Origin of the sequence: Ensifer adhaerens (assembly GCF_028993555.1) — a bacterium.
GTDB classification, from domain to species: Bacteria; Pseudomonadota; Alphaproteobacteria; order Rhizobiales; family Rhizobiaceae; genus Ensifer; species Ensifer adhaerens_I.
In genome coordinates this window covers 1,142,484-1,165,935 of sequence record NZ_CP118610.1, presented here as the reverse complement: position 1 = coordinate 1,165,935, position 23,452 = coordinate 1,142,484, and the positions used below count along the sequence as shown (strand labels likewise).

Genomic DNA, 23,452 nt, shown 5'->3' with positions numbered 1-23,452 from the left:
CGCCGGCCCCTGCCCCATAAACAGCTAAAACCGCATCGGCTGCGGCTCTGTTCCTGCCGAAGACGTCAGCGTCTCCAGGCGGAAACGGTGCGCGCCGCTCAAGCGGCACGCACCTTGGGTCTCATTACTCGGCTGCGTCCGGCAATTGTGCTGCGCCGGCCTCGTCGACCTTCGAGTTTTCGAGCTCGACCGAAAGGCCCAGCGAGCGCATTTCCTTGACGAGAACGTTGAAGCTCTCCGGAATGCCCGCTTCGAAGGTGTCGTCGCCACGGACGATCGCTTCGTAGACCTTGGTACGGCCGGCCACGTCGTCCGACTTGACCGTCAGCATTTCCTGCAGGGTGTAGGCTGCGCCGTAAGCTTCCAGCGCCCAGACCTCCATTTCCCCGAAGCGCTGACCGCCGAACTGCGCCTTACCGCCCAGCGGCTGCTGGGTGACGAGTGAGTACGGGCCGATCGAGCGGGCGTGGATCTTGTCGTCGACAAGGTGGTTGAGCTTCAGCATGTAGATGTAGCCCACGGTCACCTGACGGTCGAACTGATCGCCGGTACGGCCATCATAGAGCGTCGACTGACCGGTCACCTTCAGACCTGCCTGCTCCAGCATCTCGTTGACGTCGGCCTCGACAGCACCGTCGAAGACCGGCGTTGCGATCGAAACGCCGCGACGGGTCTGCTCGGCCAGGCGCACGATCGACTCGTCGTCGTACTGCTTGATCGGCTCACCCTTCGGGCCTGACCCGATGACGCTGTCGATGGTGTCGCGCAGCGGCTGGATATCGGCACCTGCCTTGTAGGCATCGAGCATCGCACCGATCTTCTTGCCCATGCCGGCGCAAGCCCAGCCAAGATGGGTTTCAAGGATCTGGCCGACGTTCATGCGCGAAGGCACGCCGAGCGGGTTCAGAACGACGTCGACATGCGTGCCGTCTTCCAGGAACGGCATGTCTTCGATCGGCACGATACGCGACACGACACCCTTGTTGCCGTGACGGCCGGCCATCTTGTCGCCCGGCTGGATCTTGCGCTTAACAGCGACGAAGACCTTGACCATCTTCATGACGCCCGGAGGCATTTCGTCGCCGCGCTGGACCTTCTCGACCTTGTCCATGAAGCGCTGTTCAAGGCGCGACTTGGATTCGTCGTACTGGGCGCGCAGAGCTTCGATCTCGCCCTGAGCCTTTTCGTCCTCGACGGCAAACATCCACCACTGCGAGCGGGGATATTCGCTGACGACGAGGTTCGAAAGCTCTGTGCCCTTCTTGAAGCCCTTCGGGCCAGCAACGGCCGTGTGGCCACGCAGCATGTCGACGAGACGTGCGTAGACGTTGCGGTCGAGGATCGCCTGTTCGTCGTCGCGGTCCTTGGCGAGGCGTTCGATTTCCTCGCGCTCGATCGCCATCGCGCGTTCGTCCTTCTCAACGCCGTGGCGGTTGAAAACGCGAACTTCGACGACGGTACCGAAGGTGCCCGGGGGCATGCGCATCGAGGTGTCGCGGACGTCGGAGGCCTTCTCACCGAAGATGGCGCGCAGAAGCTTTTCTTCCGGCGTCATCGGGCTTTCACCCTTCGGCGTGATCTTGCCGACGAGGATGTCACCCGGCTGAACCTCAGCACCGATGTAGACGATGCCGGCTTCGTCGAGATTACGCAGCGCTTCTTCCGAAACGTTCGGAATGTCGCGGGTAATTTCTTCCGGGCCGAGCTTGGTGTCACGCGCCATCACTTCGAATTCTTCGATGTGGATGGATGTGAACACGTCGTCGCGCACGATACGCTCGGAGAGCAGGATCGAGTCTTCGTAGTTGTAGCCGTTCCACGGCATGAACGCGACGAGCGCGTTGCGGCCGAGGGCCAGATCGCCGAGGTCGGTCGACGGACCGTCCGCGATGATGTCGCCCTTGTTCAGGATGTCACCGACGGTGACCAGCGGGCGCTGGTTGACGCAGGTGTTCTGGTTCGAACGCTGGAACTTCTGCAGACGGTAGATATCGACGCCCGACTTCGACGGATCGAGGTCTTCGGTGGCTCGGATAACGATACGGGTCGCATCGACCTGGTCGACGACACCGCCACGGCGGGCTGCAATCGCAGCGCCGGAGTCGCGGGCAACGACCGGCTCCATGCCGGTACCGACGAACGGAGCTTCGGCGCGCAGCAGAGGCACGGCCTGACGCTGCATGTTCGAGCCCATCAGTGCGCGGTTGGCGTCGTCGTTCTCAAGGAACGGGATGAGCGCGGCCGCGACCGAAACGAGCTGCTTCGGCGAAACGTCCATCAGGTTGATGTTGTCGCGCGGTGCCAGCATAACTTCGCCGGAGTGGCGGCAAACGACGAACTCTTCGGAGAACGAACCATCGTCTTCGAGAACGGAGTTGGCCTGGGCGACGTGATACTTTGCTTCTTCCATCGCCGAGAGATAGACGACGTCGTTCGTCACCTTGCCGTCAACGATCTTGCGGTACGGGCTTTCGATGAAGCCGTACTTGTTGACGCGGGCAAAGGTTGCGAGCGAGTTGATCAGACCGATGTTCGGGCCTTCCGGCGTCTCGATCGGGCAAATACGGCCGTAGTGGGTCGGATGAACGTCGCGGACTTCGAAGCCGGCGCGCTCGCGGGTCAGACCACCCGGGCCAAGAGCCGAGAGACGGCGCTTGTGGGTGATTTCCGAAAGCGGGTTCACCTGGTCCATGAACTGCGACAGCTGCGAGGAGCCGAAGAACTCGCGAACGGCGGCAGCTGCCGGCTTCGCGTTGATCAGATCCTGCGGCATGACCGTGTCGATCTCGATCGAGGACATACGTTCCTTGATCGCGCGCTCCATGCGGAGCAGGCCGAGACGATACTGGTTCTCCATGAGTTCGCCGACCGAACGAACACGGCGGTTGCCGAGGTTGTCGATGTCGTCGATCTCACCCTTGCCGTCACGCAGCTCAACGAGCATCTTGACGACCGCCAGGATGTCTTCCTTGCGCAGGATACGAACGGTGTCAGCGACTTCGAGGTCGAGGCGCATGTTCATCTTCACGCGACCGACGGCCGAAAGGTCGTACCGCTCGGCATCGAAGAACAGCGTGTTGAACATCGCTTCCGCGGAATCCATGGTCGGCGGTTCGCCCGGACGCATGACGCGGTAGATGTCGAACAGAGCGTCCTGACGGTTCTCGTTCTTATCAGCCGCAAGCGTGTTGCGGATGTAGGCACCGACGTTGATGTGGTCGATGTCGAGAACCGGAATCTCGTCGAAACCAGCCGAGAGAATGAGCGGAAGCGTCTTCTCGTCGATCTCGTCGCCGGCTTCCAGGTAGATTTCACCGGTTGCAAAGTTGACGACGTCTTCGGCAAGATAGTTGCCGTAGAGGTCATCATTGGTCGCCTTGAGCGCCTTCAGGCCCTTGTCCTGCAACTGACGAAGCAGACGCGGGGTCAGCTTCTTGCCAGCTTCGACGACGACTTCGCCCGTATCGGCGTCGACCATCTCGGTGATCGCCTTCTGGCCCTTCAGCGCATCCGGCTGGAACGGCACGCGCCAGCCTTCTCCGTCGCGCTGGTAGAGCGACTTCGTGTAGAACGTGTCGAGGATTTCCTCGCCGTCCATGCCGAGCGCCATCAGCAGCGAAGACACGGGGATCTTGCGGCGACGGTCGATACGAGCGTGGACGATGTCCTTGGCGTCAAATTCGATATCGAGCCAGGAACCACGGTAAGGAATGACGCGGGCTGCAAAGAGCAGCTTGCCCGACGAGTGGCTCTTGCCCTTGTCGTGGTCGAAGAACACGCCCGGCGAGCGGTGCATCTGCGAAACGATAACGCGCTCGGTACCATTGACGATGAAGGTACCGTTGTCGGTCATGAGCGGCATGTCGCCCATGTAGACGTTCTGTTCCTTGATGTCCTTGATCGACTTCGCGCCGGTATCCTCGTCGATATCGAATACGATGAGGCGCAGCGTCACCTTGAGCGGCGCTGCGTAGGTCAGATCGCGCTGACGGCATTCCTCGACGTCGAACTTCGGCGGCTCGAATTCGTAGGAAACGAATTCAAGCATCGACGCGCCCGAGAAATCCTTGATCGGGAAAACGGACTTGAACACAGCTTGGAGCCCTTCGTCAGGGCGACCGCCCTTGGGCTCTTCAACCATCAGAAACTGGTCGTAGGATGCCTTCTGAACCTCGATGAGGTTCGGCATTTCTGCGACTTCTGGAATTTTACCAAAAAACTTGCGTACGCGCCTGCGACCGTTAAACGAAAGGGTCTGAGCCATCGTCGCTCCTTGTCAATCTTGCATCCGGGCCTGCAACGGACGGGAACCGATGGCCAGTCGACCCCGTCAATCAATGAGTAGTTCAATCTCGTCCAGCTAACGGAAAACGCTCAGCGCGGATTGCTGTGCTGCCTTCCGTTCGAGACCATCCTCTTGAAGAACCCATTACCCAAAAGCCGTTTTTCGACAGGCTTTTGGGTAATATGTTCTAAAAACGGTCAAAGAGAGGCGGCCCGAAAAGGCCACCTCCCCTTGCATGTAGCCGAATTACTTGACGTCAACCTTGGCGCCAGCTTCTTCGAGCTTCTTCTTGAGGTCAGCAGCTTCAGCCTTGGAAACTGCTTCCTTGACCGGCTTCGGAGCGCCTTCGACGAGGTCCTTGGCTTCCTTGAGGCCGAGGCCGGTGATAGCGCGGACTTCCTTGATGACGTTGATCTTGTTGGCGCCAGCGTCAACGAGGATAACGTCGAATTCGGTCTTTTCTTCTTCAGCAGCAGCAGCAGCACCGCCGGCAGCGCCGCCAGCAACAGCAACAGCTACCGGAGCAGCAGCCGAAACGCCCCACTTCTCTTCGAGCAGCTTGGAAAGCTCAGCAGCTTCCAGGACGGTCAGCGAGGAGAGGTCTTCAACGATCTTTGCGAGATCAGCCATTTTACTTTTCCTTTTGTTCGGTTCGAACTGGTTTTAAATACAACAGCGAAAATCCGCCTTAGGCGGCTTCGTCCTTCTTGGCATAGGCCGAGAACACGCGAGCAAGCTGGCTTGCCGGTGCCTGAACAACCGTTGCGACGCGGGTTGCCGGGGCATTGAGAAGGCCCAGCAGCTTTGCGCGCAGCTCGTCGAGCGAAGGCAGGGTCGCAAGCGACTTGACTGCTTCGGCGTTGAGCGTGGTCGTTCCCATGGCGCCACCGAGAACAACGAGCTTGTCGTTGGTCTTGGCGAAATCCATGACAACCTTAGGAGCCGTGATCGGGTCTTCGCTGTATGCGATCAGCGTCTGACCCTTGAAGAGATTGCTCATCCCTTCCGACTCGGTGCCCTGAAGAGCGATCTTGGCCAGGCGGTTTTTCGCGACTTTGACGGTGCCGCCAGCAGCGCGCATCTTCGAACGGAAGTCGTTCATCTGCGCAACTGTGACACCAGCATAGTGGGCCACGACAACCGAACCGGAAGCCTTGAAGACTTCGTTCAGCTCCGTGACGAATTCGCGTTTTTCCGCTCTTTCCACTGTCTGTCTCCAGTAGACAGGGTTGCAATAATGCAGCCCTGCCGGGTTTGCCTTTGTCACCCGAGATCGAGCTCGATCCCACGTAACGCTTAAGGATCCTGTCCCTTGGCGTTCCCGGAAGAGCCGGGTCTGACACAAGGCAAGCGAGGTTCGAACCGAATTTCGACGCCTCCGGCGCCATTTTGAAATTCAGATCTTACCCGTCTCATGCAGGCCGAAGTGATTAAGGTAAAACCACCCGCAATCTCGGACAGGAGTTCCGGACTTAACGCCCGGATTCCCGGCCCCGAAAGGCCGGGAATTCAGCCTCGGGCCGAAGCCCGAAATTTATTAGGCGACGCTGAGCGTGGCGGGGTCGATCTTGAGACCCGGGCCCATGGTCGACGAAATCGCGACGCGCTTGACGTAGTTGCCCTTGGCGCCGGTCGGCTTTGCCTTGACGACGGCGTCAGCGAAAGCGCGGATGTTTTCTTCCAGCGCCTTGGCGTCGAAGGATGCCTTGCCGATGCCGGCGTGAACGATACCGGCCTTTTCGACGCGGAACTCAACGGCGCCGCCCTTGGATGCCTTGACGGCACCGGCAACGTCCATGGTGACCGTTCCGACCTTCGGGTTCGGCATCATGCCGCGCGGGCCGAGAACCTTACCGAGACGGCCGACGAGCGGCATCATGTCCGGGGTCGCGATGCAACGATCGAAGTCGATCTTGCCGCCCTGGACGATTTCAACCAGCTCTTCTGCGCCAACAACGTCAGCACCAGCAGCCTTGGCTTCATCAGCCTTGGCGCCACGTGCGAAAACGGCGACGCGAACCGAGCGGCCCGTGCCGTTCGGCAGGTTGACAACGCCGCGGACCATCTGGTCGGCGTGGCGCGGGTCAACGCCGAGGTTCATCGCAACTTCGATGGTTTCGTCGAACTTGGCGGTCGCACGTTCCTTGACCATCGAAACGGCTTCGGTGAGGCCGTAGATCTTCGTCGGATCGACGCCTTCGCGGGACTTCTGTACTCGCTTTGCAATCTTCGCCATGGTCTTAGCCTACCACTTCCAGGCCCATAGCGCGGGCAGAGCCCTCGATCATGGCCATTGCGCCGTCGATATCGGCAGCATTGAGATCCTTCATCTTGGCTTCGGCGATCGACTTGATCTGAGCCTTGGTGAGCTTGCCGGCCGAACCGCCCTTGCCGGGGGTCTTCGAACCGGACTGGATCTTCGCTTCCTTCTTCAGGAAGTAGCTGACCGGCGGCTGCTTCATGACGAAAGTGAAGGACTTGTCCTGGTAATAGGTGATGACGACCGGGATCGGCATACCCTTTTCCATTTCCTGCGTGGCGGCATTGAACGCCTTGCAGAATTCCATGATGTTAATGCCACGCTGACCAAGCGCAGGACCGATCGGCGGGGACGGATTGGCCGACCCAGCCTTCACCTGCAGCTTGAGCTGGCCTGCAACTTTCTTAGCCATTTCTCTCTGCCTTTCTGAAATCCCCTTGCGACGGATCGCGCCAGGATCTGTTACACCGGTTGCCCGGCTTGTTGCCGATCACGGAGACCGGCGGCTGCGGTTGCGTGGTACGGACGATCCGACCCGGCTAAGGTCGCTCCCCTTCCACGCGCATGCGGATTTCTCCGCCAGAACGGGTCGTAACCCGCCCTATCTCTTGAGATCTTCTCAGACCTTCTCGACCTGACCGTATTCCAGCTCGACCGGCGTCGCGCGACCGAAGATCGAAACCTCGACCTTGAGGCGCGAACGCTCTTCGTCGACATCCTGAACGACGCCGTTGAACGAGGCGAACGGACCATCCGAAACGCGGACCTGCTCGCCGATCTCGAACGAAACCGACGGCTTCGGACGCTCTACGCCATCCTGGACCTGACCAAGGATGCGCTCGGCCTCATGGTCCGGAATCGGAACCGGCTTGCTGTCGGTACCGAGGAAACCCGTTACCTTCGGCGTATTCTTGATGAGATGGAACGCCTCATCCGTCAGATTGGCGCGAACCAGAACGTAACCCGGGAAGAACTTGCGCTCGGCGTCGACCTTGCGGCCACGACGCACTTCGACAACCTTCTCGGTCGGCACGAGAATCTTCTCGAACAGATGCTCGAGACCCTTCTGCTTGGCCTTTTCCTCGATCGATTCTGCGACCTTCTTTTCGAAGTTCGAATAGGCGTGAACAATATACCAGCGCGCAGCCATACTACCCTCCACCCAATCAAGCGCCAACGTTGAGGATGAGGCCGATCGCCCAACCCATCAACTGGTCCGCAGCAAAGAAGAAGGCAGCGGCAAAAAAGACCATGACAAAAACCATCAGCGTCGAGATCATCGTCTCGCGCCGCGAAGGCCAAGTCACTTTCGACGTCTCAGAGCGAACCTGCTGGAGAAACGTTACCGGATTCGTTTTGGATGCCATGTAATGCTCACGCCATTACGGCGCGTAAAGCCGATGATTCAGCCCCACGCACCGCGTGTCTGTTTGGACCCTACATAAAGACCGATTCTAAAAACCACAAGAGCCAATCAGTCTTTTTTGTGAATTTCGTCGACCGATAATCGGTCCTTAACCTTTAGTCTGCCGACCTCTCGACGCTTATACGAACACGAGAGAAATGGCAGGGGCAGAGGGGCTCGAACCCCCGACCTGCGGTTTTGGAGACCGCCGCTCTACCAACTGAGCTATACCCCTAATCAGCTGCGCCTTCGTCTAACAACGCGTCGCCGCCTCAAGTCAGCGGCTTCATATTAAGTTTGCCGGAGGATGACAAGCACCTTTCATCGAAGAAGCGAAAAAATCCTCAGCGAATTGCGGCAACCCCCTGCCCTGCCGCATTCGGCGTCACGAACGAGCGCAAGTCATTGCCGAGCCTGCCGTAATTTCCGCGGCCCGCGAAATCGCCCCCCTCCTATCCTGGCGGCAGTTACCGGGAAGCGAATCACATGTCGCGCATCACGCTGATCGAACATGATCCCTGCTGGCCGCAGTTGTTCGAGGAGCGGGCTTCAGAGATCGTGACGATGCTGCCGCCCTTCGCCCGCGAGGTCCATCACATCGGCACCACCGCCGTGTCCGGATTGGCGTCGAAACCGAAGATCGATATCGATGCGGTCGTCTCGGATCCGTGATGACCGCCGGAGTTGAACGCGCGCCTTCGCGGCACCGGCTACACCTTTCACGGCGATCCGCATGAAGGCTGCCTGTGGACGTTGAGCACCGATACGCGCCCCGACGGCACTCGCCTCTACCTTTGCGGTGGCGACAACGTCGCTCACACGGCGCGCCTCCGCTTCCGTGATACTCTCCGCGAGCATCGAACGTTCACCCGCCGCTACCAGACACCGAAGCGGCGGCTCGCCAGCGAGGCTTAGGGCGACCGGCATATCTACACGATCGGCAAGCAAGACTTCATCGCCAAAGTCCCCGCACGGACGCCAACAAAAAAGGCCCCGCTGTTGCCAGCGGGGCCTTCTGAAGAGTTGTAATCCTCAGGATTACTCGACGATCGAGGCAACGATGCCTGCGCCGACGGTACGGCCGCCTTCGCGGATCGCGAAGCGCAGCTTTTCTTCCATCGCGATCGGAACGATCAGCTCAACGGCAACGGTGACGTTGTCGCCAGGCATAACCATTTCCGTGCCTTCCGGCAGCGTCACGATGCCCGTCACGTCCGTCGTGCGGAAGTAGAACTGCGGGCGGTAGTTCGTGAAGAACGGCGTATGACGGCCGCCTTCTTCCTTCGTCAGGATGTAGGCTTCGGCCATGAACTTCTTGTGCGGCTTGACCGAACCCGGCTTGCACAGGATCTGGCCACGCTCAACGCCGTCACGGTTAACACCACGGATCAGCGCGCCGATGTTGTCGCCGGCCTGGCCCTGGTCGAGCAGCTTGCGGAACATTTCAACGCCCGTAACCGTCGTCTTCGACGTGTCGCGGATGCCGACGATTTCGACTTCTTCGCCGACCTTGACGATGCCGCGCTCAACGCGACCGGTCACAACCGTACCACGGCCCGAGATCGAGAACACGTCTTCGATCGGCATCAGGAACGGCTGGTCGATCGGACGCTCAGGCGTCGGGATGTAGGCGTCAACAGCAGCCATCAGCTCGCGGATCGCGTCTTCGCCGATCTTCTTGTCCGAATCTTCCAGAGCAGCAAGAGCCGAGCCCTTGATGATCGGAATGTCGTCGCCCGGGAATTCGTAGGACGACAGAAGTTCGCGAACTTCAAGCTCGACGAGCTCGAGAAGCTCGGCGTCGTCAACCTGGTCGACCTTGTTCAGGAACACGACGATTGCCGGAACGCCAACCTGGCGAGCGAGCAGGATGTGCTCGCGGGTCTGCGGCATCGGGCCGTCAGCAGCCGAGCAAACCAGAATCGCGCCGTCCATCTGCGCTGCACCGGTGATCATGTTCTTGACGTAGTCGGCGTGGCCGGGGCAGTCAACGTGAGCGTAGTGACGGTTCGGCGTCTCATACTCAACGTGCGCCGTCGAAATGGTGATACCACGGGCCTTTTCTTCCGGCGCGGCGTCGATCTGGTCGTACGCCTTGAACTCGCCGAAGTACTTCGTGATCGCTGCGGTCAGCGACGTCTTGCCATGGTCAACGTGGCCAATCGTGCCAATGTTAACGTGCGGCTTGTTGCGCTCAAATTTGCTCTTTGCCATGGGTACGTTTCCTGTGGTCAAGTATGAATAATGATCAGCCGGCAGGGCCGGTTTGTGGAGCCGTTTAAGGGTTTCAGGGGATTTGCGCAAGACTTAATTGCGTACGCCCGGACCGGTCGCCGACGGCCTTTTCCTGCCGATATGTAAGAACGGCGAAGCGCCGGCACAAGAGCAAGCATCCGCGAATCGCGGATCGCCAGGCAAACAAGACAAACAGTGACTTACTGCGAATCGTTGAAGCGTCGGATTAATATAGGATGAAGAGAGATTTCGCTGCTGGAGCGGGTAGCGGGAATCGAACCCGCGTATTCAGCTTGGAAGGCTGCTGCTCTACCATTGAGCTATACCCGCGGGCCTTCGATCCAGAAGCAGAATGGTGGAGGGAGTTGGATTTGAACCAACGTAGGCTGAGCCAACGGATTTACAGTCCGTCCCCTTTAACCACTCGGGCATCCCTCCATTATTCTGTCGGGATCTTTCGACCAAGCATTTGAGATCGTAAGACAACCAGCGACTTGTCGTTGCCGCCTCTCGATCTGTGGCCGGGTATATGACTGCCCTCTTTCGTCCTGTCAACACGGCTCAGCGGAAAATTTCCGAATTTCTCCACAGTGTCGAATTCTGACCGTCGGCGGAAAACCATTTCGCCACGCGCGCAACCTCTCTATAAGACGCCCATGAGCAAAGATCGCACCGGCGACAAGAGCGCCAAGGACACCCACTACGCCAACCTCAGGCGCGCCCACCGCGACGCCAAGCGAGAACGTGGCGAAATCCCAACGCCAAAGCAGGAGAAGCGTCGCAAGGCGCCGACCGACTGGAAGCCGCCGCAGCTTTCGCCGGAGGAGGTTCTGCTCTACGGCCTGCATACGGTTCGCGCCGCCCTCGACAACCCGGCGCGCCAGATCGTTCGCCTCAGCGTGACGCAAAACGCTGCTGCGCGCCTGGAGCTTGACGACCTTTCGGCGCTTCCCTTCCCCGTCGAAACGGTGACGCCGCAGGACCTCGACAGGATTCTCGGCCCCGATGCGATCCACCAGGGCGTAATGCTCGAAACGCGCCCCTTGCCGCATCGCCGGCTCGAAGCGCTTCGCGACTGCCCGCTGATTCTCGTGCTCGACCAGGTGACTGATCCGCACAATGTCGGCGCCATCATGCGCTCCGCCGTCGCCTTCGACGCAGGCGCGCTGATTACCACCATGCGCCACAGCCCGACCGAATCGGGCGTTCTTGCCAAATCCGCCTCGGGCGCGCTGGAAATGATCCCCTATATCCAGATCACCAATCTTGGCGACGCCATCGAGGAACTCCACCGGCTGGGTTTCCAGACGATCGGCCTCGATTCGGAAGGACCGCAACCGCTCGAAGGTACATTCAGCGGTGAGAAGATCGCGCTCGTTCTCGGCTCCGAGGGCAAGGGACTGCGGCAGAAGACCCGTTCGATCGTGACGGATCTCGCCCGGCTCGACATGCCCGGCGCGATCAAGTCGCTGAACGTATCGAACGCGGCGGCAATCGCCATGTACGCGGCGCGCCAGTTCCTGAATCGCTGACAACTGCGGACAACGCCGGCCGCCCGTCACTGCGACGATCGGGCGGTCGCATCTCCCTGCGGGGCGCGACAGCGACGTCGCTGGCCGATGCATTGACGCGAAATTGAGCCTGTGGAAATCTCCGCGTCGTTGGGATCGGAGGGCTCCATGATCGTCGCAGTTGCGTTACGCGTTCCTATGTTTCGGCTGCTCGCCTTGAGCGTAGCATGCCTCGGTCCACACATCGCTTTCGCGGCCGGCGACATCGATCCCGGGATCGTCGCGGCGCAGACGGGTGACTATCTGGTCGCACCGCTCGATGGCGCCGACGGATGCAAGCTCACCCTTACCGCCGATGAGGCGATCGGCGGCTACGCAGTTGCTGGCGCCGAGTCCTGCGCCAAGAGCCTGCCAACCCTTGCCGACGTCGCCGCATGGAATTTCGACGGGAACGGCGGCCTGCTGCTGATCGACGTCCTGCGAAAAGTCCACGCCCGCTTCGAAGAGAGCGAGGGATCGCCGCTCGTGACCAACGGCGAAAACGGGCCTCGCCTGGCGCTCGTGCCTGCAGTGGACGGCGTTTGGCATCTGCCGGCACCGGAAAACATGAAAGGCGCGTGGCAGATGAAACGTCCGGATGGGATCGTCATCTGCCAGGTAAGCTTCCTGGAAGCTGCCGATGGTGACGGCAATCTCGCTCTGTCCGTGGGAGAACCATGCGATAGCGTCGTCAGAAAACTAAAACTGCGGAGCTGGACGGCAAACGGCCTTGGCATAACCCTGCTTGGCGAAGACGGCAGTTCGCTCGCTTTCACGGCCACACCTTCCGGATTCGAGAAAGACCGGAACGAAGGCGGCAAACCGCTGCTTCTGATCAGAAACTGATCGATTGCCCCTTAAGGCTCAACGGCGTGCTCATGCCGGCCGCCGTCGGGCAGCCGTCGCGCAACTTCTTCCAGGTAGTGACATTGAGGTTCATTTCGCAGCGCGCAAGATAGGTACCGCCATCGACGCGCAAGCAGGCCACCTGCCCGAGTTCATACTTCGAACCGTCGCGGTTGCGGCAAGTGCAGCCATGGTCCGGCGGGGCGGCGAGCGCGGCTTCGGCGGCAACCAGGAAAGCCACCGCAGAGGTCATGCCCCAAAGGATCGTGCGCCCGCTCATCATAAACGCATTATAAAGCAGATTTGCATATCCGAAAACGGACAATGCCGGCTGCATCTGCAACCGGCACCGTCCGCACGCAGGGCCTGGGCCCCTCCACCGGGTCACCTCGGTGACCCGGTGAACCTATATGTTAGCTCGCGAGGCGAAGGACGCTGCCTTCCGCGATGGTCTTTTCAGCTTCGGCGATCGCAAACTGCTTGGAGTCGGCGCTGAGGTTGAGGCCTTCGGCACGGACAAATTCCACATCCGTGACGCCGAGGAAGCCGAAGACCGTCTTCAGGTAGGATTCCTGGTGGTCCATGACGGCAGCCGGACCGGCGGAGTAGTGACCGCCACGGGTCGAGGCGACGATGATCTTCTTGCCCTTGGCGAGGCCTTCCGGACCATTTTCGGTGTAGCGGAAAGTCTTGCCGGAGACGGCGACGCGGTCGATCCATGCTTTCAGCTGACTCGGAATGCCGAAGTTGTACATCGGGGCACCGATGATGACCGTGTCGGCTGCCAGGAATTCTTCGAGCATGTCGCGGCCAAGCTTGACGTCGGCCGCAAGGTCAGCGTCCACGCCTGCGAGGTCTGCGGGGGCCATGATCTGGGCGCCGGTCAGATGCGGGAGCGAGCTGGCGGCGAGGTCGCGATAGGTCACGGCGGCATCCGGGCGGTCTGCCTTGACCTGGGCTGCAAGTGCCGCCGTCAGGCGACGGGAAACCGAGTGATCACCGAGGATACCAGAGTCGATATGAAGAACGTTCATGGGAACACCTTTGTGTTTGCGTTGCGGTGATCCACATATGAGGGGAAAACAATCGACCGATAAGCCAGCGGATATTTGACATACTGTTTCCAGGCGGAAACAATCGGGCAAATCATCCGGACCTCGGAGACAGGACAATGCAGGATCTGAACGATCTCGGGCTCTTTGCCGCCGTCGTGCGCAACAACGGCTTCAGCGCTGCCGCACGCGATCTCAATATACCAAAATCCAAACTCAGCAAACATGTGGCCCGCCTCGAGGAACAGCTCGGCGTGCGGTTGCTGGAGCGCTCAACCCGCAAGCTGCGCGTGACCGACATCGGCCGGGTCTTCTATGAACATTGCCAGGGGCTGCTCGACGGTGTCGCGGCCGCCGAAGCCGAAATCGCGGCTGTACGCGCTGAACCCTCGGGCACCGTCCGCCTCGCCTGCCCGCTCGGCTTCACCCCGATGCTTGCCGATATCCTGCCGGCGTTCCACCGGCGTTATCCCGGCGTGCGGCTACTGATCACCGCCACCAACCGCCGCATCGATCTGATCGAGGAGCGCATCGACGTGGCGCTTCGCGCTCGTGGCCAGCTCGATACCGACAATCAGCTCATCATTCGCAAATTCGGCGAGGTGCGGGAACGGCTTGCTGCAAGCCCGACATTCCTTGCCCGCTCGGGCGAGATCACGATCGACAACCTTAGTCAGCAACCGACGTTGTCCATGAACGAGCAGCACCCGACCGATGTCTGGCGGCTCGTCTCGGTCGATGGGAACACGACCGAAATCTCCCATCGGCCGATCATCGGTTGCAGCGACTTCATCATTCTCGAGCGTGCCGCCATCGAGGGCATGGGCGTGGCGCTATTGCCGGACCATATCTGCGAGCGGGCGTTCCGCGCCGGCGTGCTGGTGCCGGTGCTTCCGGAATGGACGTCGAACGACGTCGTCGTCCATCTCGTCTTCCCATCCCGCCAGGGCATGCTGCCGGCAACCCGGGCGCTGATCGACTATCTCGCCGAAAACCTTCTCAACGCCCTGCAGAAATGCCGAGAAGTTCCGGTTCGGATGGGGCCGTCGTTCGACATCTGACGGCGCACGCTCTGGCCCGTTCGACACAGGCAGATCGCTACGACGCTGCCATCGGTGTCAACTTATCGTTGGCGTCGTTCTTTGCCGCGTTCAATCTCGGTGAACGCTTCGTGACGTCGTGGAGCAAATGACCGATTAACGACCATGAGCTTTCCAAGGAAATGGGGAATGCGCGCAAGACGGACGCCCGATTCGGACAACAATCGGCGGTAGCAAGAACGACTGTTTCTCTATATCCCAGCAGCATGAGAACTCTTGCAAGGCTGACCGTATCCGCCGTCCTGGCTTTTTCTGCCAGCCTCATGGTCGCGGCGCTGTTTCTACCCGTCTACGGCATTTTCGAGGGGGGGTCGCACAATTGCCTGACCGGCGGCATCGGCGAATGCACATCCATGATTCTGATGAGCGCGCTGATTTACGGGCCGTTGTTCTCTCTCATCTGCACTCCGATCAGCACACCTGTCTTTATGGTGATCCTTGCCGGGCGTAATTGACGACCCCGATCAGTGCCTTACTCCCCGTTCTCAAATCCGAATATGGGAGGGCTTCAAAAGCGAGAGATTTCAACGAAGGAGGATTGAAGTGGTGCCCCCAGAGAGCAACCTGCTTAAATCGCTCCCGTTGAAAATGCTATGCTTTTCGGCATTCTAGCGCGACTTGTGGCGCATTTAGTGTCACCCATTGTGTCACATTTTTTGAGTTTGTTGCCTCGCAACTCAAACTAGAGCCGATAGCCACTCCTCGACCGCGACGAAGAAACTCTAGGCGCTGGACGGCCAACGTCGCGCACGATTCTTCAGGAGCTGGAGAATTGCAAGATTCGATACCGTGCGCCCCTTTGCACACAGGCCGCGTGCTTATGAATTACAAAGCGACAACACTCTTGCTCCAGATGTCTTCGTATATTCTGCGCATTTCGTTCGCGGCGTCGGCGATCTCCGTCAGGGTAGTAGGTGTTTTGTGCCCGCCATCCTTGAACGAGGCGCCAGACTGAAATATGCGGCCAGAATCGACAATCACGAACCGATCATGAAAGCTCGAGCCAGACCGTACCTCAATCGGCGTACCATTTTGCGCGGTGAAAGCCTGAGCAGCGGGAACGAGTGTTTTAACGCGCTCGCGTGCAAGCATTCTTACGGTTACCCCGCTTCCAACAAAGGGCGCGTAGCGCTTCACCACATCCGCATCCAAATATGGATCGATAAAAAATACGTCTTTTCGAGCTTCCTCAATGACCTGGCGAAGTGCATCGAAGTATTCGAAAACCATCCCCCTGTCGACCACGAGGCTTAATGGCCCGGTTGTTTGCATTCTTAACTTATGACGGGCGGATCTGATTAGAAGCATAATCTCCCGCGAAGCCTGCCAAACCGAGTGATCGAGCCCCAATTTCGAGATTGCTAGGTTCATCTCTACGTAAGAGCCACCCTTCATCGTCTCAAACAGCGCCTTAACGCGCCCGAGCCAATCGAGAACACCACCTTCACGGTGATGAAAGGTATCCGGATCGGGCATCGTTCGAATAACGTCTTCGATTTCGCCGAGCAGCTCTTCATCTGTTGCCAATCGATTCCCCATCATTTCGAGTCGTCTACGACGCAATCTAAGACGCAGTCCGCCAACTCACAACAAACACTCGCACGCCGCGGTCGGCCGCTTCACCCCATACACCTGCGCTGTTCACCTGAAGGATGGCGGAGCTTCTTTCATCCAGGCATGATGCTCGACATCGACGGCCTGTGTCACAGAAGGTGGCACAAAAAAGCTGTATCGCGGCGAAAAAGCCAAACTATTCAAAATTTTTATGAAGATAAATCAGCTAGTTAGGATAAAATTAGCTGAGAAAAGCTTGGTGCCCCCAGAGAGACTCGAACTCCCGACCTACTGATTACAAATTATCCACGGATGCTTTGTTTTCAATCACTTAGGCCAATACCCTTGTCCGACATTGTGACCGGATAGACACCGGTTGACGCTCCTCACCGGGCCATTTTCCCAAGCAGAAACTTGTTGCCAGAGCGGTTTCCGCACGCCCTGCAGCGGAGCCGGGATGACAGTTGGTTGATGTAAGCGCCGGCCGAGAAACGCCTTTGCAGCTCCCACCGATCGAGCCAGGCCGCCCGCTCGCATTTTGAGCATCGGGCACCGAGGAGATACCATTCGGAAAGCTTGTCGAAGGTCAGCCAGGCCAGTTCCTCGGCGCTGCCAAGTTGCTCGGCGCCGAGCTTGTCGGGATCCAGTTCTATGCCGCGGCGATGCTTCATGTTCTTTATCTGTTCTCATTGAGGCACAGAGTCAAGAACGGCAGGTGCATCAGGCTGGGGGTTGCCTCAGGCGGCGGGCAAGGACTTCCAGCACGATGTCGGAGATCCACATGGCCGAGATCCCGAGGATGAAACCGACGGCGCCGATCGCGGCCGCCGGATCGTCGGGCAACGGAAAGGATATGAGCCGTAGATAATGGGCGATCGCGCCGCTGAGATAAGCGGCCGCCAGGGCGCCGCAGATGGGGGACACAATATACTCCCGCCAATTATGCGGCCGGCGCGACAGAGCGCGCAGAACGCCGCCGGCGGCGCCGGCGACCAGGACGCTCAACTTAATGCCCAAGGCTTCCAGAACATCGGCAAGCGTCATTCGGCAGAGACCCTATTTGCGGCAGCCGGGATCCTGCCGGCACTGCCTGTTGTTGGATGAGATAGCCGGCCCGGCCGTCGCATCTTGCGATGCCGCCCGGGCCGCTTCAGCAGAGGAGAAGCGCACGAACTGGTAGCCGGCGCCGTCAGTCGCAGGCGTTGTCTGGCAGGCCGCTGTCACGCATGAAAACGAGACAACGATCGCGATCCGAAAGGCTCTTGAAGTTCGCATTGCTCTTCTCCAGTTCGGTGATGCGCTCTAGCGCGGCCCTGCCCTGCTCGGCGGCCGCCTGGTCACGCTCGATGCCCTGGCCGTACCTGCAGGCCGGGATCACCATAAGTGCGGCGCCGACGACGGCGCCGAGGCCGAGCGGGATCCAGTTCATGGCCGGTCGCCCTTGAAGCGCACTTCCGGATCGCTGGAGATCACCGCCGGGCGCGGCCGCATCCAGATATTGATCAGGAATGCGGCCGCCAGCACCCAGCGCTGATATTCCGCCGGCACCAGGGCCAGCATCTCCGGAGAGTTCAGGAGATCAGGAGCGAGGACCGCGAGCGTCAGAAGCAGGTTGAGGATCCATGTGCGGAAACGGACGATGTGTTCGACAAGCTTCTTCATTTGCGCCCCCCGAAAATCTTCGCCAGGAGGTCGGCGAGAATGGCCCAGAGCGGTCGCTTTGCAGCGGGTGCCGGCGCCGAGGGAAATGCCGGCGGATCCTCATCAGGGATCGGCTGCTGACGAGCGGCCGCCAGAACCTTCCGCAGCATCGCCTCGACGCGCTCCGGCGCGACCAGCGACTTGTTGAGGCCATCCCCGGCGTAGTAGCTCTGACCGCGTTCGACCAGGCGCTCCTGACCCTTGCACGCTGCCAGGACGGGGAAGCTCGCCCACTCCTGCGCAAGGGCCTTGCCGAAGGCGACGATCGACAGCTCGCCAGCGATGAACTTCTCATAGCCGCGACGGAGCAACAGGTGATAGCCGAGCTTCTGCTGCAGCACCTTGTCGAACAGCATGTCCCCACGCAGCGACGGGATCTCGGTGCAGATGTCGATCAGGGTCTGCCGCATGAACTGCGGCCCGCCGGCAGCGCTCGACTTGAAGCGCTTCGTCCAGGACTTCTGCGCGTCGATCACTTCGCCGAGCGTCATCGTCGTAAGTGGCTTCGGCAACTTGTCCTGGTTGTTGCCGTAGATCGTGTCATAGCCCCGCGGGGCCTCGATGCCGACGATGAAATCGAGCAACAGCATCGCGGGCGCGGGAATGATCGTCGGAAGCGTCTTGCGCATGAGAAAGCCCCAGTTTCGGAAACTGGAGCCGATGCTAAAGGCCATGAAACAGCGTCAAATGTGCCCGGGCGCTCAAGGCGTTTCAGGCTGCGCTCCAGGCGTCTCGGATTTTGCTGGTCCCCCGGAACTCTGTGGCTGTCGCGTTTGCTCCAGCACTTCGGTGACGACAGCCCGCACATCCATGCCAGTCGAGAACGCCTGGCCGTTCAGGGCTATTACGGCAACAACCAAACCAGCAAGACTGAGCACGGTCGCGATGGCGGTAGTGACGATCGTGGATCGCAAACCCGAAGTCGATTGCCGTACTTGACCCATCTCGATCGTTATCGCCGCGAGGTCGCCACGCAAGGCAGCAAACTCGGTCATCATGCGCTCGAACTTTGTGTCGGTTCGCGCCTCGGAAGCGGCAATCTTAGCGTCGATCTCTTCTCGCGTGACTTCAGACATGTTGTTTGGTGCTCCATCCGGCACTCTGAACGTGCCGTTAGCCAGAACGATCGATGTTCCAGGATAGCAGATTGTTACGAGATCGTGAGGCTCAACTAGATCGCCGAAGCGCACGCTGAACCAGCGGCCCTCAAATTCGGCAACATCTAGGCGGTCGACGCTGGCCTGGTAGGTTCCCACGAATACCGAGTTTATTTGCAGATCGACCGCTGCTTGGGTTGAACTGTCAAGCGGAGCTACCCACCCCACTGCGGTGAGATCGTCATACACATCGACTGCACCTTTGTAGTTCTTTGTGTTGCTGGCATCGAAGCCGCTTGCCAGGTTATTCTGCATAAATCGCCCCCTAGTTGCGCGGACGTTAACCTACAGGATCAAGGGTTGGCAACGCGCTAGACCGAGTGATATCGTTGTACGCATTGGAAACCGCTATGGTTAGGCAGGAACGGATATGAAGCGCAGCCCAAAAAAAATCGCAGAAGAAACATTCGAAAAGCTTGTGCTTCAGCCCAGTTATGGAGGCGCGGTACCAGATATGGTTCGGATGACCTGCCGCTTATTTGAAGATGGCACGACGAGCGAGGCGTTTTATCACCACATTCAGCCCCCGGGAAAAGAGACCTATTGGGCCGAAGTCCCGGCATTTCGGACTGGAGTCTTGAGCAGGCTCTCGCGGGACTTCGCCAGCGAGATCAATTCATTCAGGGAGCGACAGGCTTAAGCCCGCCGCTTCCCGATGTAGAAAAGGCCCTCAGGCTTCAGCAGGCGGGTAGCGCGGAAGAACCGATCAATCCAGCAAAGGGCGTTTGCCAAGCGCATGTCGCCCTTTTTCTCATTGATGCGGTAGTTCGGGCCATAGAGCGTATCGGAGACCCGACGCAGGAACGTCATGCCACGGCCGAAGTGGACAGTCTTGAAGTAGTTCGGAAGCAGGCCCGGGATTTCCCCTGATCGGATGCTTTCGAAGGTCCACCCGCTGCGGTCGTACTCATTGTAGTAGCGATCGACGCGCTTCTCGCCAGGGTAATCCTGATGGTTGACGCGGAAGCGCGCAGGCAATGCCAGGAATATCAGCCCTAGCACGAAGCGTGTTGCCGGCCAGAGGAACATGCCATTACGCATGACCGGCTCATAGGTGACGAACATGCCATCATCCGCGAGCGCGTCGTGGAACCGCTCAAGAACCGTTTCCAACTCGACGAAGTGGTGAAGGGCCGCGCAGATGATGACGAGATCATATTTCTCTTTGAATTCGATCTCGTTCAGGTCCGCCACGATCGGATTGAGGTTCATCCCCCGTTCCTGGGCGCGCCGGGTTGCATCCTTGATCAGGTTCTCGTTGATATCGAGGCAATCGATCACATAGGGCTTAGTGAACTTCTCCGCGATTTCCATCTCCACCGCGCACGGCCCGCTTCCTACTGACAGGATCCGGGTATACTCGCGGGTGTTGACGACGTGTCGGATGAAGTCCCAGTAATCCATCCCCTTGTAAGCTGACAGCTTCCTTTCAAGGATCAGGAACTTATAGACGAACATATTGTCGATCGCGACCTCGTTGCCGGTGCTCTCATCGCGCGGCTTGACGTCGAAGGTCCAGTTCTCATTGGTGATGCGCTGTTCATAACTGACAGGCGTCTTTTCGAAGTCAGCCACGGTCTTGATCGCGACCGGCTGATGATGGTCTTTCAGGATCTTCTTGTAAAATTCCCTCAACAAGTCGCCGCCCTTCCCTGCAACAAACACGAGCAATTTGCATAGGGTGAAGCACAGCGAAGCGCAACCGCTAATCGGCCGTCGCGCTCGTGTTACTGGGCCTGGACCACGCCCCACGCGTACCAACCGACGCCTTGGCGATAGCGCGCCCTAAACATGCTTCCTGATTTGACGGTGATGTCGACGTTCCCACCGCCGATGATGCGGTTAACGCCGTTTCCGCCCGCATCGAGCCAGTCATAATTCAGGACAATGTCCGACACGTTCACGAAGATCGTGATCTCCTGCTTGTCGTAGCCATTGGTGATCGCACTCAACGTTCCGCCGCCATTGAGCTCGAACGTGTCGTTGCCGATGGCCGAGAAGCTTGAGACCGTCTTGCCGATCGTGGCCGTTTTGTACTTGGAGGCTCGAACCGCCATCCCGGAGGGGTAGTTCCCGTTGAGCGGCCGCACGCTTTCAGTGGTGACGTCCGATAGGTTCCCGGTCACCTCACAGTTGCTGTAGGTGGCGTAGCCGTCAACGCCGCTCTCGATGCCAACGCCGTAGATGCACGAGATCGTCCGAAGGTCGAGCTTGACGCTCTGGAAGTTGATGATCCCGCGGAAGGTCAACGAGACGGATCCGTTGGTCGCCGTCGCGTTGGCTGGCGTGACGCCGCCCGGAGCCGTGACCATCGTCACGGTGTTGCCCACTACGGTCTTAACATAAGCGTTGGCCGGAATTCCTGTGCCCGTGACCTTCTGACCTGGCACGACGTAGAAGCCGCTTCCGCTGTTGATCGTTACCGAGTTGGAACCGTTAGTAATCGAGCAATTCCGCACAGCAGCGCCGGTCGCCGAGAACCTCGCCGCCTCATCGTTCTGGTTGTTGTAGACTTGGGCCTTAATGTCGATGTTGGAGAGCGTTCCGCCAAGGTCCAGCCCGATCTGCACACCCTGTCGCGTCGGGAAAAAAACCTGAATGTCGGCCACCATATCGCTCGACACGTCAAAGCCAAAGAGCCCGGCGTACCAGATCTGGCCCTGTGCGTAGATGTTGGTGCTTTCTGCATCCACAAGGGCGCCGTCCTCGCCTATCCCGAAACCATCCTCGGCAGCATTGCGGTTGTCGTTCAGCAAAAAGCCCGTCCAGACGGCGCCATCGTTCCCGAAGTGACCGAAGAGAAACCCTTTCTCCACCCCAGCATGACCGCCGGGGCCATCGTAAATTCGATAGGGGGGGACACTCTTGTTCGAACCGAAACCATGTCCGATGATATTTTTGGAGTAACCGACAAAGATCCCGATCCACCCGGTGCGGTAAGCGGTGAGGCCGCTGTGGTTTAGGTTCGTCACGCCCTCAAGGTTGGCTCCGACCCACCCGCAGTTTTCCACTCGACCGCGAACGAAAATGTTAGAGTTGACCCAGGCGCCATTGTTTCTATTGACGTCAATCCCCGTAAACGAGACGTTCTTGACAGTCGCGTCGAAGACAACACCGGTGATCGCGCCTGTATTCCTAGCCCCGTAAATCCAGAAGCCCGCTGTTGTGATCGAGTTGCCGTCGAAGGTGATCCCGCTGGCCACCTCCAGATCAGAGCACAGCCTGATCATCATGTTCAGCCCGTCGCCAGCCGCGCTGTCGTTGAACTTGTCGGCGTCGGAGTTAAAGATCGCCTTGAACGTGCCATGACCCACAAGCCGGGTGCCCGGGACAGGCAGCATCCGGCTCTTGATCAGGTACGTGAACTTCAGAGTATCGATGACGCCGCCGGTCGCAAGTGCGGCGTTGATGTAGCTCGCCAGATCCTGCGTGTTCGTACCGGCGATAATGCCCGGATGAAGAGCGAAGGGGATGAAATCAAGCAGTGATTTCCGTTCGCGCGCCTTGTCCTGGACGGTGCGCTCAACTGCGCCGGCTTCAGCCCGAATGAAACCGATCTGGGTGCCGGAGGCCCCCGGCTGCAGGGCGCTATCCGCCTTGAACCCCTGCTCGGCCGTCGCGAAACCGGCATCGTTGATGAACTCCGCCGGGTCGATGTTGGCGAGAACGCCCCCGTGCCAGCCCAAAAGGCGATTGTCCTGAGGACCAGGCACTGCGGCTGGCGGGTGATTGAACTGCACCTTCATGGCACGATCGACGTCGCGACGCAGCTCCTGCAGCACGGTGGCCTGTTTGGACAGCTCTTTTTCGAGGGCCGTCATGTCGAGCATGGTGCCCTTTTTCACCCCAGCAGTGCGCTCGGCGATACGCTCGGACGAGACAACGAATTCCGTCGTCGCCGGCACATTGGCAGCAAACTCGATGGTGAAGAAATCGAAGGAAAGTCCGCTGACCTTGGCGACCGTCACCGACACCTTCTCGAAGGCATCGGCAGCGCTGGCGCGCGACCAGACGACAACGTCCTCGTTGTCGAATATCTGAAGGCCGTCGAACGGCCCGTAGACCTTGCCGCCATTGCCGACGAGAACATCGGTCTGTCGTGCAGCCCGAGGAATGGGATACGGATTGGTCATGGTCGCCCTGCCTAGATCATCGATCAGGCCAGAATAAAAGGACGTACCATCCGTTAAGTGAGCGGCACTGGTGTCCGCCGCGGCCAGCATGCCAACCTGAAGGAACGATCGCCGTTTCATTAAATCTCCCTTTCGCCCACACTTCAGGGGCAAAGGTAGATCAAAACGGTGCGA

The 23,452-nt window shown here is 59.3% G+C and carries 23 protein-coding genes, 3 tRNA genes and 1 pseudogene; 5 read left to right on the top strand and 22 right to left on the bottom strand.

Going from position 1 to position 23,452, the window contains the following annotated elements:
- Positions 1 to 124: 124 nt before the first annotated feature.
- The 8 genes from rpoB to PWG15_RS05570 all read right to left on the bottom strand — a co-directional run bounded on the left by rpoB (position 125) and on the right by PWG15_RS05570 (position 8,185).
- Positions 125 to 4,264, bottom strand: a complete 4,140-nt coding sequence (rpoB, locus tag PWG15_RS05605; protein WP_275023488.1) for a DNA-directed RNA polymerase subunit beta — start codon at positions 4,262 to 4,264, stop codon at positions 125 to 127.
- 267 nt (positions 4,265 to 4,531) lie between these two features.
- Entirely contained in the window at positions 4,532 to 4,915 is a 384-nt protein-coding gene (gene rplL, locus PWG15_RS05600) for a 50S ribosomal protein L7/L12 (protein WP_275023487.1), read from the bottom strand.
- A gap of 58 nt (positions 4,916 to 4,973) precedes the next feature.
- Positions 4,974 to 5,492, bottom strand: a complete 519-nt coding sequence (gene rplJ / locus PWG15_RS05595) for a 50S ribosomal protein L10 (protein ID WP_104668466.1) — start codon at positions 5,490 to 5,492, stop codon at positions 4,974 to 4,976.
- Positions 5,493 to 5,822: 330 nt separating this feature from the next.
- Positions 5,823 to 6,521, bottom strand: a complete 699-nt coding sequence (gene rplA, locus PWG15_RS05590) for a 50S ribosomal protein L1 (RefSeq protein WP_043626296.1) — start codon at positions 6,519 to 6,521, stop codon at positions 5,823 to 5,825.
- 4 nt (positions 6,522 to 6,525) lie between these two features.
- Positions 6,526 to 6,957: a 50S ribosomal protein L11 gene (gene rplK, locus PWG15_RS05585; RefSeq protein ID WP_275023486.1), complete on the bottom strand. Its 432-nt coding sequence runs from the start codon at positions 6,955 to 6,957 to the stop codon at positions 6,526 to 6,528.
- Positions 6,958 to 7,164: 207 nt separating this feature from the next.
- On the bottom strand, positions 7,165 to 7,695 hold the full coding sequence (nusG, locus tag PWG15_RS05580; RefSeq protein ID WP_034795476.1) for a transcription termination/antitermination protein NusG: 531 nt from the start codon (positions 7,693 to 7,695) through the stop codon (positions 7,165 to 7,167).
- A gap of 16 nt (positions 7,696 to 7,711) precedes the next feature.
- Positions 7,712 to 7,912, bottom strand: coding sequence for a preprotein translocase subunit SecE (secE, locus tag PWG15_RS05575; protein ID WP_034795473.1), 201 nt, complete (start codon positions 7,910 to 7,912; stop codon positions 7,712 to 7,714).
- Positions 7,913 to 8,109: 197 nt separating this feature from the next.
- Positions 8,110 to 8,185 (bottom strand) — tRNA-Trp (locus PWG15_RS05570).
- Between the two features lie 251 nt (positions 8,186 to 8,436).
- On the opposite strand from PWG15_RS05570, the pseudogene PWG15_RS05565 reads away from it, so the two are divergent.
- Positions 8,437 to 8,865: pseudogene (locus PWG15_RS05565) on the top strand (GrpB family protein).
- Between the two features lie 123 nt (positions 8,866 to 8,988).
- Here the strand turns inward: PWG15_RS05565 and tuf are convergent.
- From tuf to PWG15_RS05550, 3 genes are all read right to left on the bottom strand, one after another.
- Positions 8,989 to 10,164: an elongation factor Tu gene (gene tuf, locus PWG15_RS05560; RefSeq protein ID WP_034795467.1), complete on the bottom strand. Its 1,176-nt coding sequence runs from the start codon at positions 10,162 to 10,164 to the stop codon at positions 8,989 to 8,991.
- A 277-nt stretch (positions 10,165 to 10,441) separates the two neighbouring features.
- A tRNA-Gly gene (locus PWG15_RS05555) sits at positions 10,442 to 10,515 on the bottom strand.
- A 23-nt stretch (positions 10,516 to 10,538) separates the two neighbouring features.
- Positions 10,539 to 10,623, bottom strand: a tRNA-Tyr gene (locus tag PWG15_RS05550).
- A gap of 218 nt (positions 10,624 to 10,841) precedes the next feature.
- Here PWG15_RS05550 and PWG15_RS05545 point away from each other — a divergent pair.
- Positions 10,842 to 11,717, top strand: coding sequence for a TrmH family RNA methyltransferase (locus tag PWG15_RS05545; protein WP_275023485.1), 876 nt, complete (start codon positions 10,842 to 10,844; stop codon positions 11,715 to 11,717).
- A gap of 147 nt (positions 11,718 to 11,864) precedes the next feature.
- On the top strand, positions 11,865 to 12,581 hold the full coding sequence (locus tag PWG15_RS05540; RefSeq protein WP_275023484.1) for an AprI/Inh family metalloprotease inhibitor: 717 nt from the start codon (positions 11,865 to 11,867) through the stop codon (positions 12,579 to 12,581).
- On the opposite strand, the gene PWG15_RS05535 is transcribed toward PWG15_RS05540, so the two are convergent.
- Entirely contained in the window at positions 12,571 to 12,834 is a 264-nt protein-coding gene (locus PWG15_RS05535; protein ID WP_425536748.1) for a hypothetical protein, read from the bottom strand. The two genes, PWG15_RS05540 and PWG15_RS05535, sit on opposite strands and share 11 nt — an antisense overlap.
- Before the next feature lie 160 nt (positions 12,835 to 12,994).
- Positions 12,995 to 13,615 carry an FMN-dependent NADH-azoreductase gene (locus tag PWG15_RS05530; protein ID WP_275023482.1) on the bottom strand — a complete coding sequence of 207 codons (621 nt, stop codon included), beginning with the start codon at positions 13,613 to 13,615 and terminating at the stop codon, positions 12,995 to 12,997.
- Positions 13,616 to 13,752: 137 nt separating this feature from the next.
- Between PWG15_RS05530 and PWG15_RS05525 the strand changes: the two genes are divergently transcribed.
- The gene (locus PWG15_RS05525) at positions 13,753 to 14,694 is read left to right on the top strand and encodes a LysR family transcriptional regulator (RefSeq protein ID WP_275023481.1); all 942 of its coding nucleotides are present in this window, start codon (positions 13,753 to 13,755) and stop codon (positions 14,692 to 14,694) included.
- A gap of 161 nt (positions 14,695 to 14,855) precedes the next feature.
- Positions 14,856 to 15,188, top strand: coding sequence for a hypothetical protein (locus PWG15_RS05520; protein ID WP_275023480.1), 333 nt, complete (start codon positions 14,856 to 14,858; stop codon positions 15,186 to 15,188).
- Positions 15,189 to 15,558: 370 nt separating this feature from the next.
- On the opposite strand, the gene PWG15_RS05515 is transcribed toward PWG15_RS05520, so the two are convergent.
- The 9 genes from PWG15_RS05515 to PWG15_RS05475 form a co-directional block, all read right to left on the bottom strand.
- The gene (locus tag PWG15_RS05515) at positions 15,559 to 16,260 is read right to left on the bottom strand and encodes a phospholipase D-like domain-containing protein (protein WP_275023479.1); all 702 of its coding nucleotides are present in this window, start codon (positions 16,258 to 16,260) and stop codon (positions 15,559 to 15,561) included.
- A gap of 413 nt (positions 16,261 to 16,673) precedes the next feature.
- Positions 16,674 to 16,958 carry a hypothetical protein gene (locus tag PWG15_RS05510; RefSeq protein WP_275023478.1) on the bottom strand — a complete coding sequence of 95 codons (285 nt, stop codon included), beginning with the start codon at positions 16,956 to 16,958 and terminating at the stop codon, positions 16,674 to 16,676.
- Between the two features lie 49 nt (positions 16,959 to 17,007).
- A complete protein-coding gene (locus tag PWG15_RS05505) occupies positions 17,008 to 17,331 on the bottom strand; it encodes a hypothetical protein (RefSeq protein WP_275023477.1) in 324 nt (107 codons plus the stop codon).
- A gap of 145 nt (positions 17,332 to 17,476) precedes the next feature.
- Positions 17,477 to 17,716, bottom strand: coding sequence for a hypothetical protein (locus PWG15_RS05500; protein ID WP_275023476.1), 240 nt, complete (start codon positions 17,714 to 17,716; stop codon positions 17,477 to 17,479).
- Complete coding sequence (locus PWG15_RS05495; protein ID WP_275023475.1) at positions 17,713 to 17,949, bottom strand: hypothetical protein; 237 nt, start codon at positions 17,947 to 17,949, stop codon at positions 17,713 to 17,715. The genes PWG15_RS05500 and PWG15_RS05495 overlap by 4 nt, the downstream gene beginning before the upstream one ends.
- Positions 17,946 to 18,617 (bottom strand): lysozyme family protein, encoded by a 672-nt coding sequence (locus PWG15_RS05490; protein WP_275023474.1) that lies wholly within the window; start codon positions 18,615 to 18,617, stop codon positions 17,946 to 17,948. Before PWG15_RS05490 ends, PWG15_RS05495 begins: the two co-directional genes overlap by 4 nt.
- 72 nt (positions 18,618 to 18,689) lie before the next feature.
- A complete protein-coding gene (locus tag PWG15_RS05485; protein WP_275023473.1) occupies positions 18,690 to 19,400 on the bottom strand; it encodes a hypothetical protein in 711 nt (236 codons plus the stop codon).
- Between the two features lie 381 nt (positions 19,401 to 19,781).
- Positions 19,782 to 20,783: a class I SAM-dependent methyltransferase gene (locus PWG15_RS05480; protein WP_275023472.1), complete on the bottom strand. Its 1,002-nt coding sequence runs from the start codon at positions 20,781 to 20,783 to the stop codon at positions 19,782 to 19,784.
- A gap of 89 nt (positions 20,784 to 20,872) precedes the next feature.
- Entirely contained in the window at positions 20,873 to 23,398 is a 2,526-nt protein-coding gene (locus PWG15_RS05475; RefSeq protein WP_275023471.1) for a hypothetical protein, read from the bottom strand.
- Positions 23,399 to 23,452 lie beyond the last annotated feature (54 nt).

Bases quoted from the DNA above. Each gene is read 5' to 3' on its own strand.
- rpoB (WP_275023488.1), bottom strand. From the start codon at position 4,264: ATGGCTCAGACCCTTTCGTTTAACGGTCGCAGGCGCGTACGCAAGTTT.
- rplL (WP_275023487.1), bottom strand. From the start codon at position 4,915: ATGGCTGATCTCGCAAAGATCGTTGAAGACCTCTCCTCGCTGACCGTC.
- rplA (WP_043626296.1), bottom strand. From the start codon at position 6,521: ATGGCGAAGATTGCAAAGCGAGTACAGAAGTCCCGCGAAGGCGTCGAT.
- rplK (WP_275023486.1), bottom strand. From the start codon at position 6,957: ATGGCTAAGAAAGTTGCAGGCCAGCTCAAGCTGCAGGTGAAGGCTGGG.
- nusG (WP_034795476.1), bottom strand. From the start codon at position 7,695: ATGGCTGCGCGCTGGTATATTGTTCACGCCTATTCGAACTTCGAAAAG.
- secE (WP_034795473.1), bottom strand. From the start codon at position 7,912: ATGGCATCCAAAACGAATCCGGTAACGTTTCTCCAGCAGGTTCGCTCT.
- tuf (WP_034795467.1), bottom strand. From the start codon at position 10,164: ATGGCAAAGAGCAAATTTGAGCGCAACAAGCCGCACGTTAACATTGGC.
- PWG15_RS05545 (WP_275023485.1), top strand. From the start codon at position 10,842: ATGAGCAAAGATCGCACCGGCGACAAGAGCGCCAAGGACACCCACTAC.
- PWG15_RS05540 (WP_275023484.1), top strand. From the start codon at position 11,865: ATGATCGTCGCAGTTGCGTTACGCGTTCCTATGTTTCGGCTGCTCGCC.
- PWG15_RS05535 (WP_425536748.1), bottom strand. From the start codon at position 12,834: ATGACCTCTGCGGTGGCTTTCCTGGTTGCCGCCGAAGCCGCGCTCGCC.
- PWG15_RS05530 (WP_275023482.1), bottom strand. From the start codon at position 13,615: ATGAACGTTCTTCATATCGACTCTGGTATCCTCGGTGATCACTCGGTT.
- PWG15_RS05525 (WP_275023481.1), top strand. From the start codon at position 13,753: ATGCAGGATCTGAACGATCTCGGGCTCTTTGCCGCCGTCGTGCGCAAC.
- PWG15_RS05520 (WP_275023480.1), top strand. From the start codon at position 14,856: ATGGGGAATGCGCGCAAGACGGACGCCCGATTCGGACAACAATCGGCG.
- PWG15_RS05510 (WP_275023478.1), bottom strand. From the start codon at position 16,958: ATGAAGCATCGCCGCGGCATAGAACTGGATCCCGACAAGCTCGGCGCC.
- PWG15_RS05505 (WP_275023477.1), bottom strand. From the start codon at position 17,331: ATGACGCTTGCCGATGTTCTGGAAGCCTTGGGCATTAAGTTGAGCGTC.
- PWG15_RS05500 (WP_275023476.1), bottom strand. From the start codon at position 17,716: ATGAACTGGATCCCGCTCGGCCTCGGCGCCGTCGTCGGCGCCGCACTT.
- PWG15_RS05495 (WP_275023475.1), bottom strand. From the start codon at position 17,949: ATGAAGAAGCTTGTCGAACACATCGTCCGTTTCCGCACATGGATCCTC.
- PWG15_RS05490 (WP_275023474.1), bottom strand. From the start codon at position 18,617: ATGCGCAAGACGCTTCCGACGATCATTCCCGCGCCCGCGATGCTGTTG.
- PWG15_RS05485 (WP_275023473.1), bottom strand. From the start codon at position 19,400: ATGCAGAATAACCTGGCAAGCGGCTTCGATGCCAGCAACACAAAGAAC.
- PWG15_RS05475 (WP_275023471.1), bottom strand. From the start codon at position 23,398: ATGAAACGGCGATCGTTCCTTCAGGTTGGCATGCTGGCCGCGGCGGAC.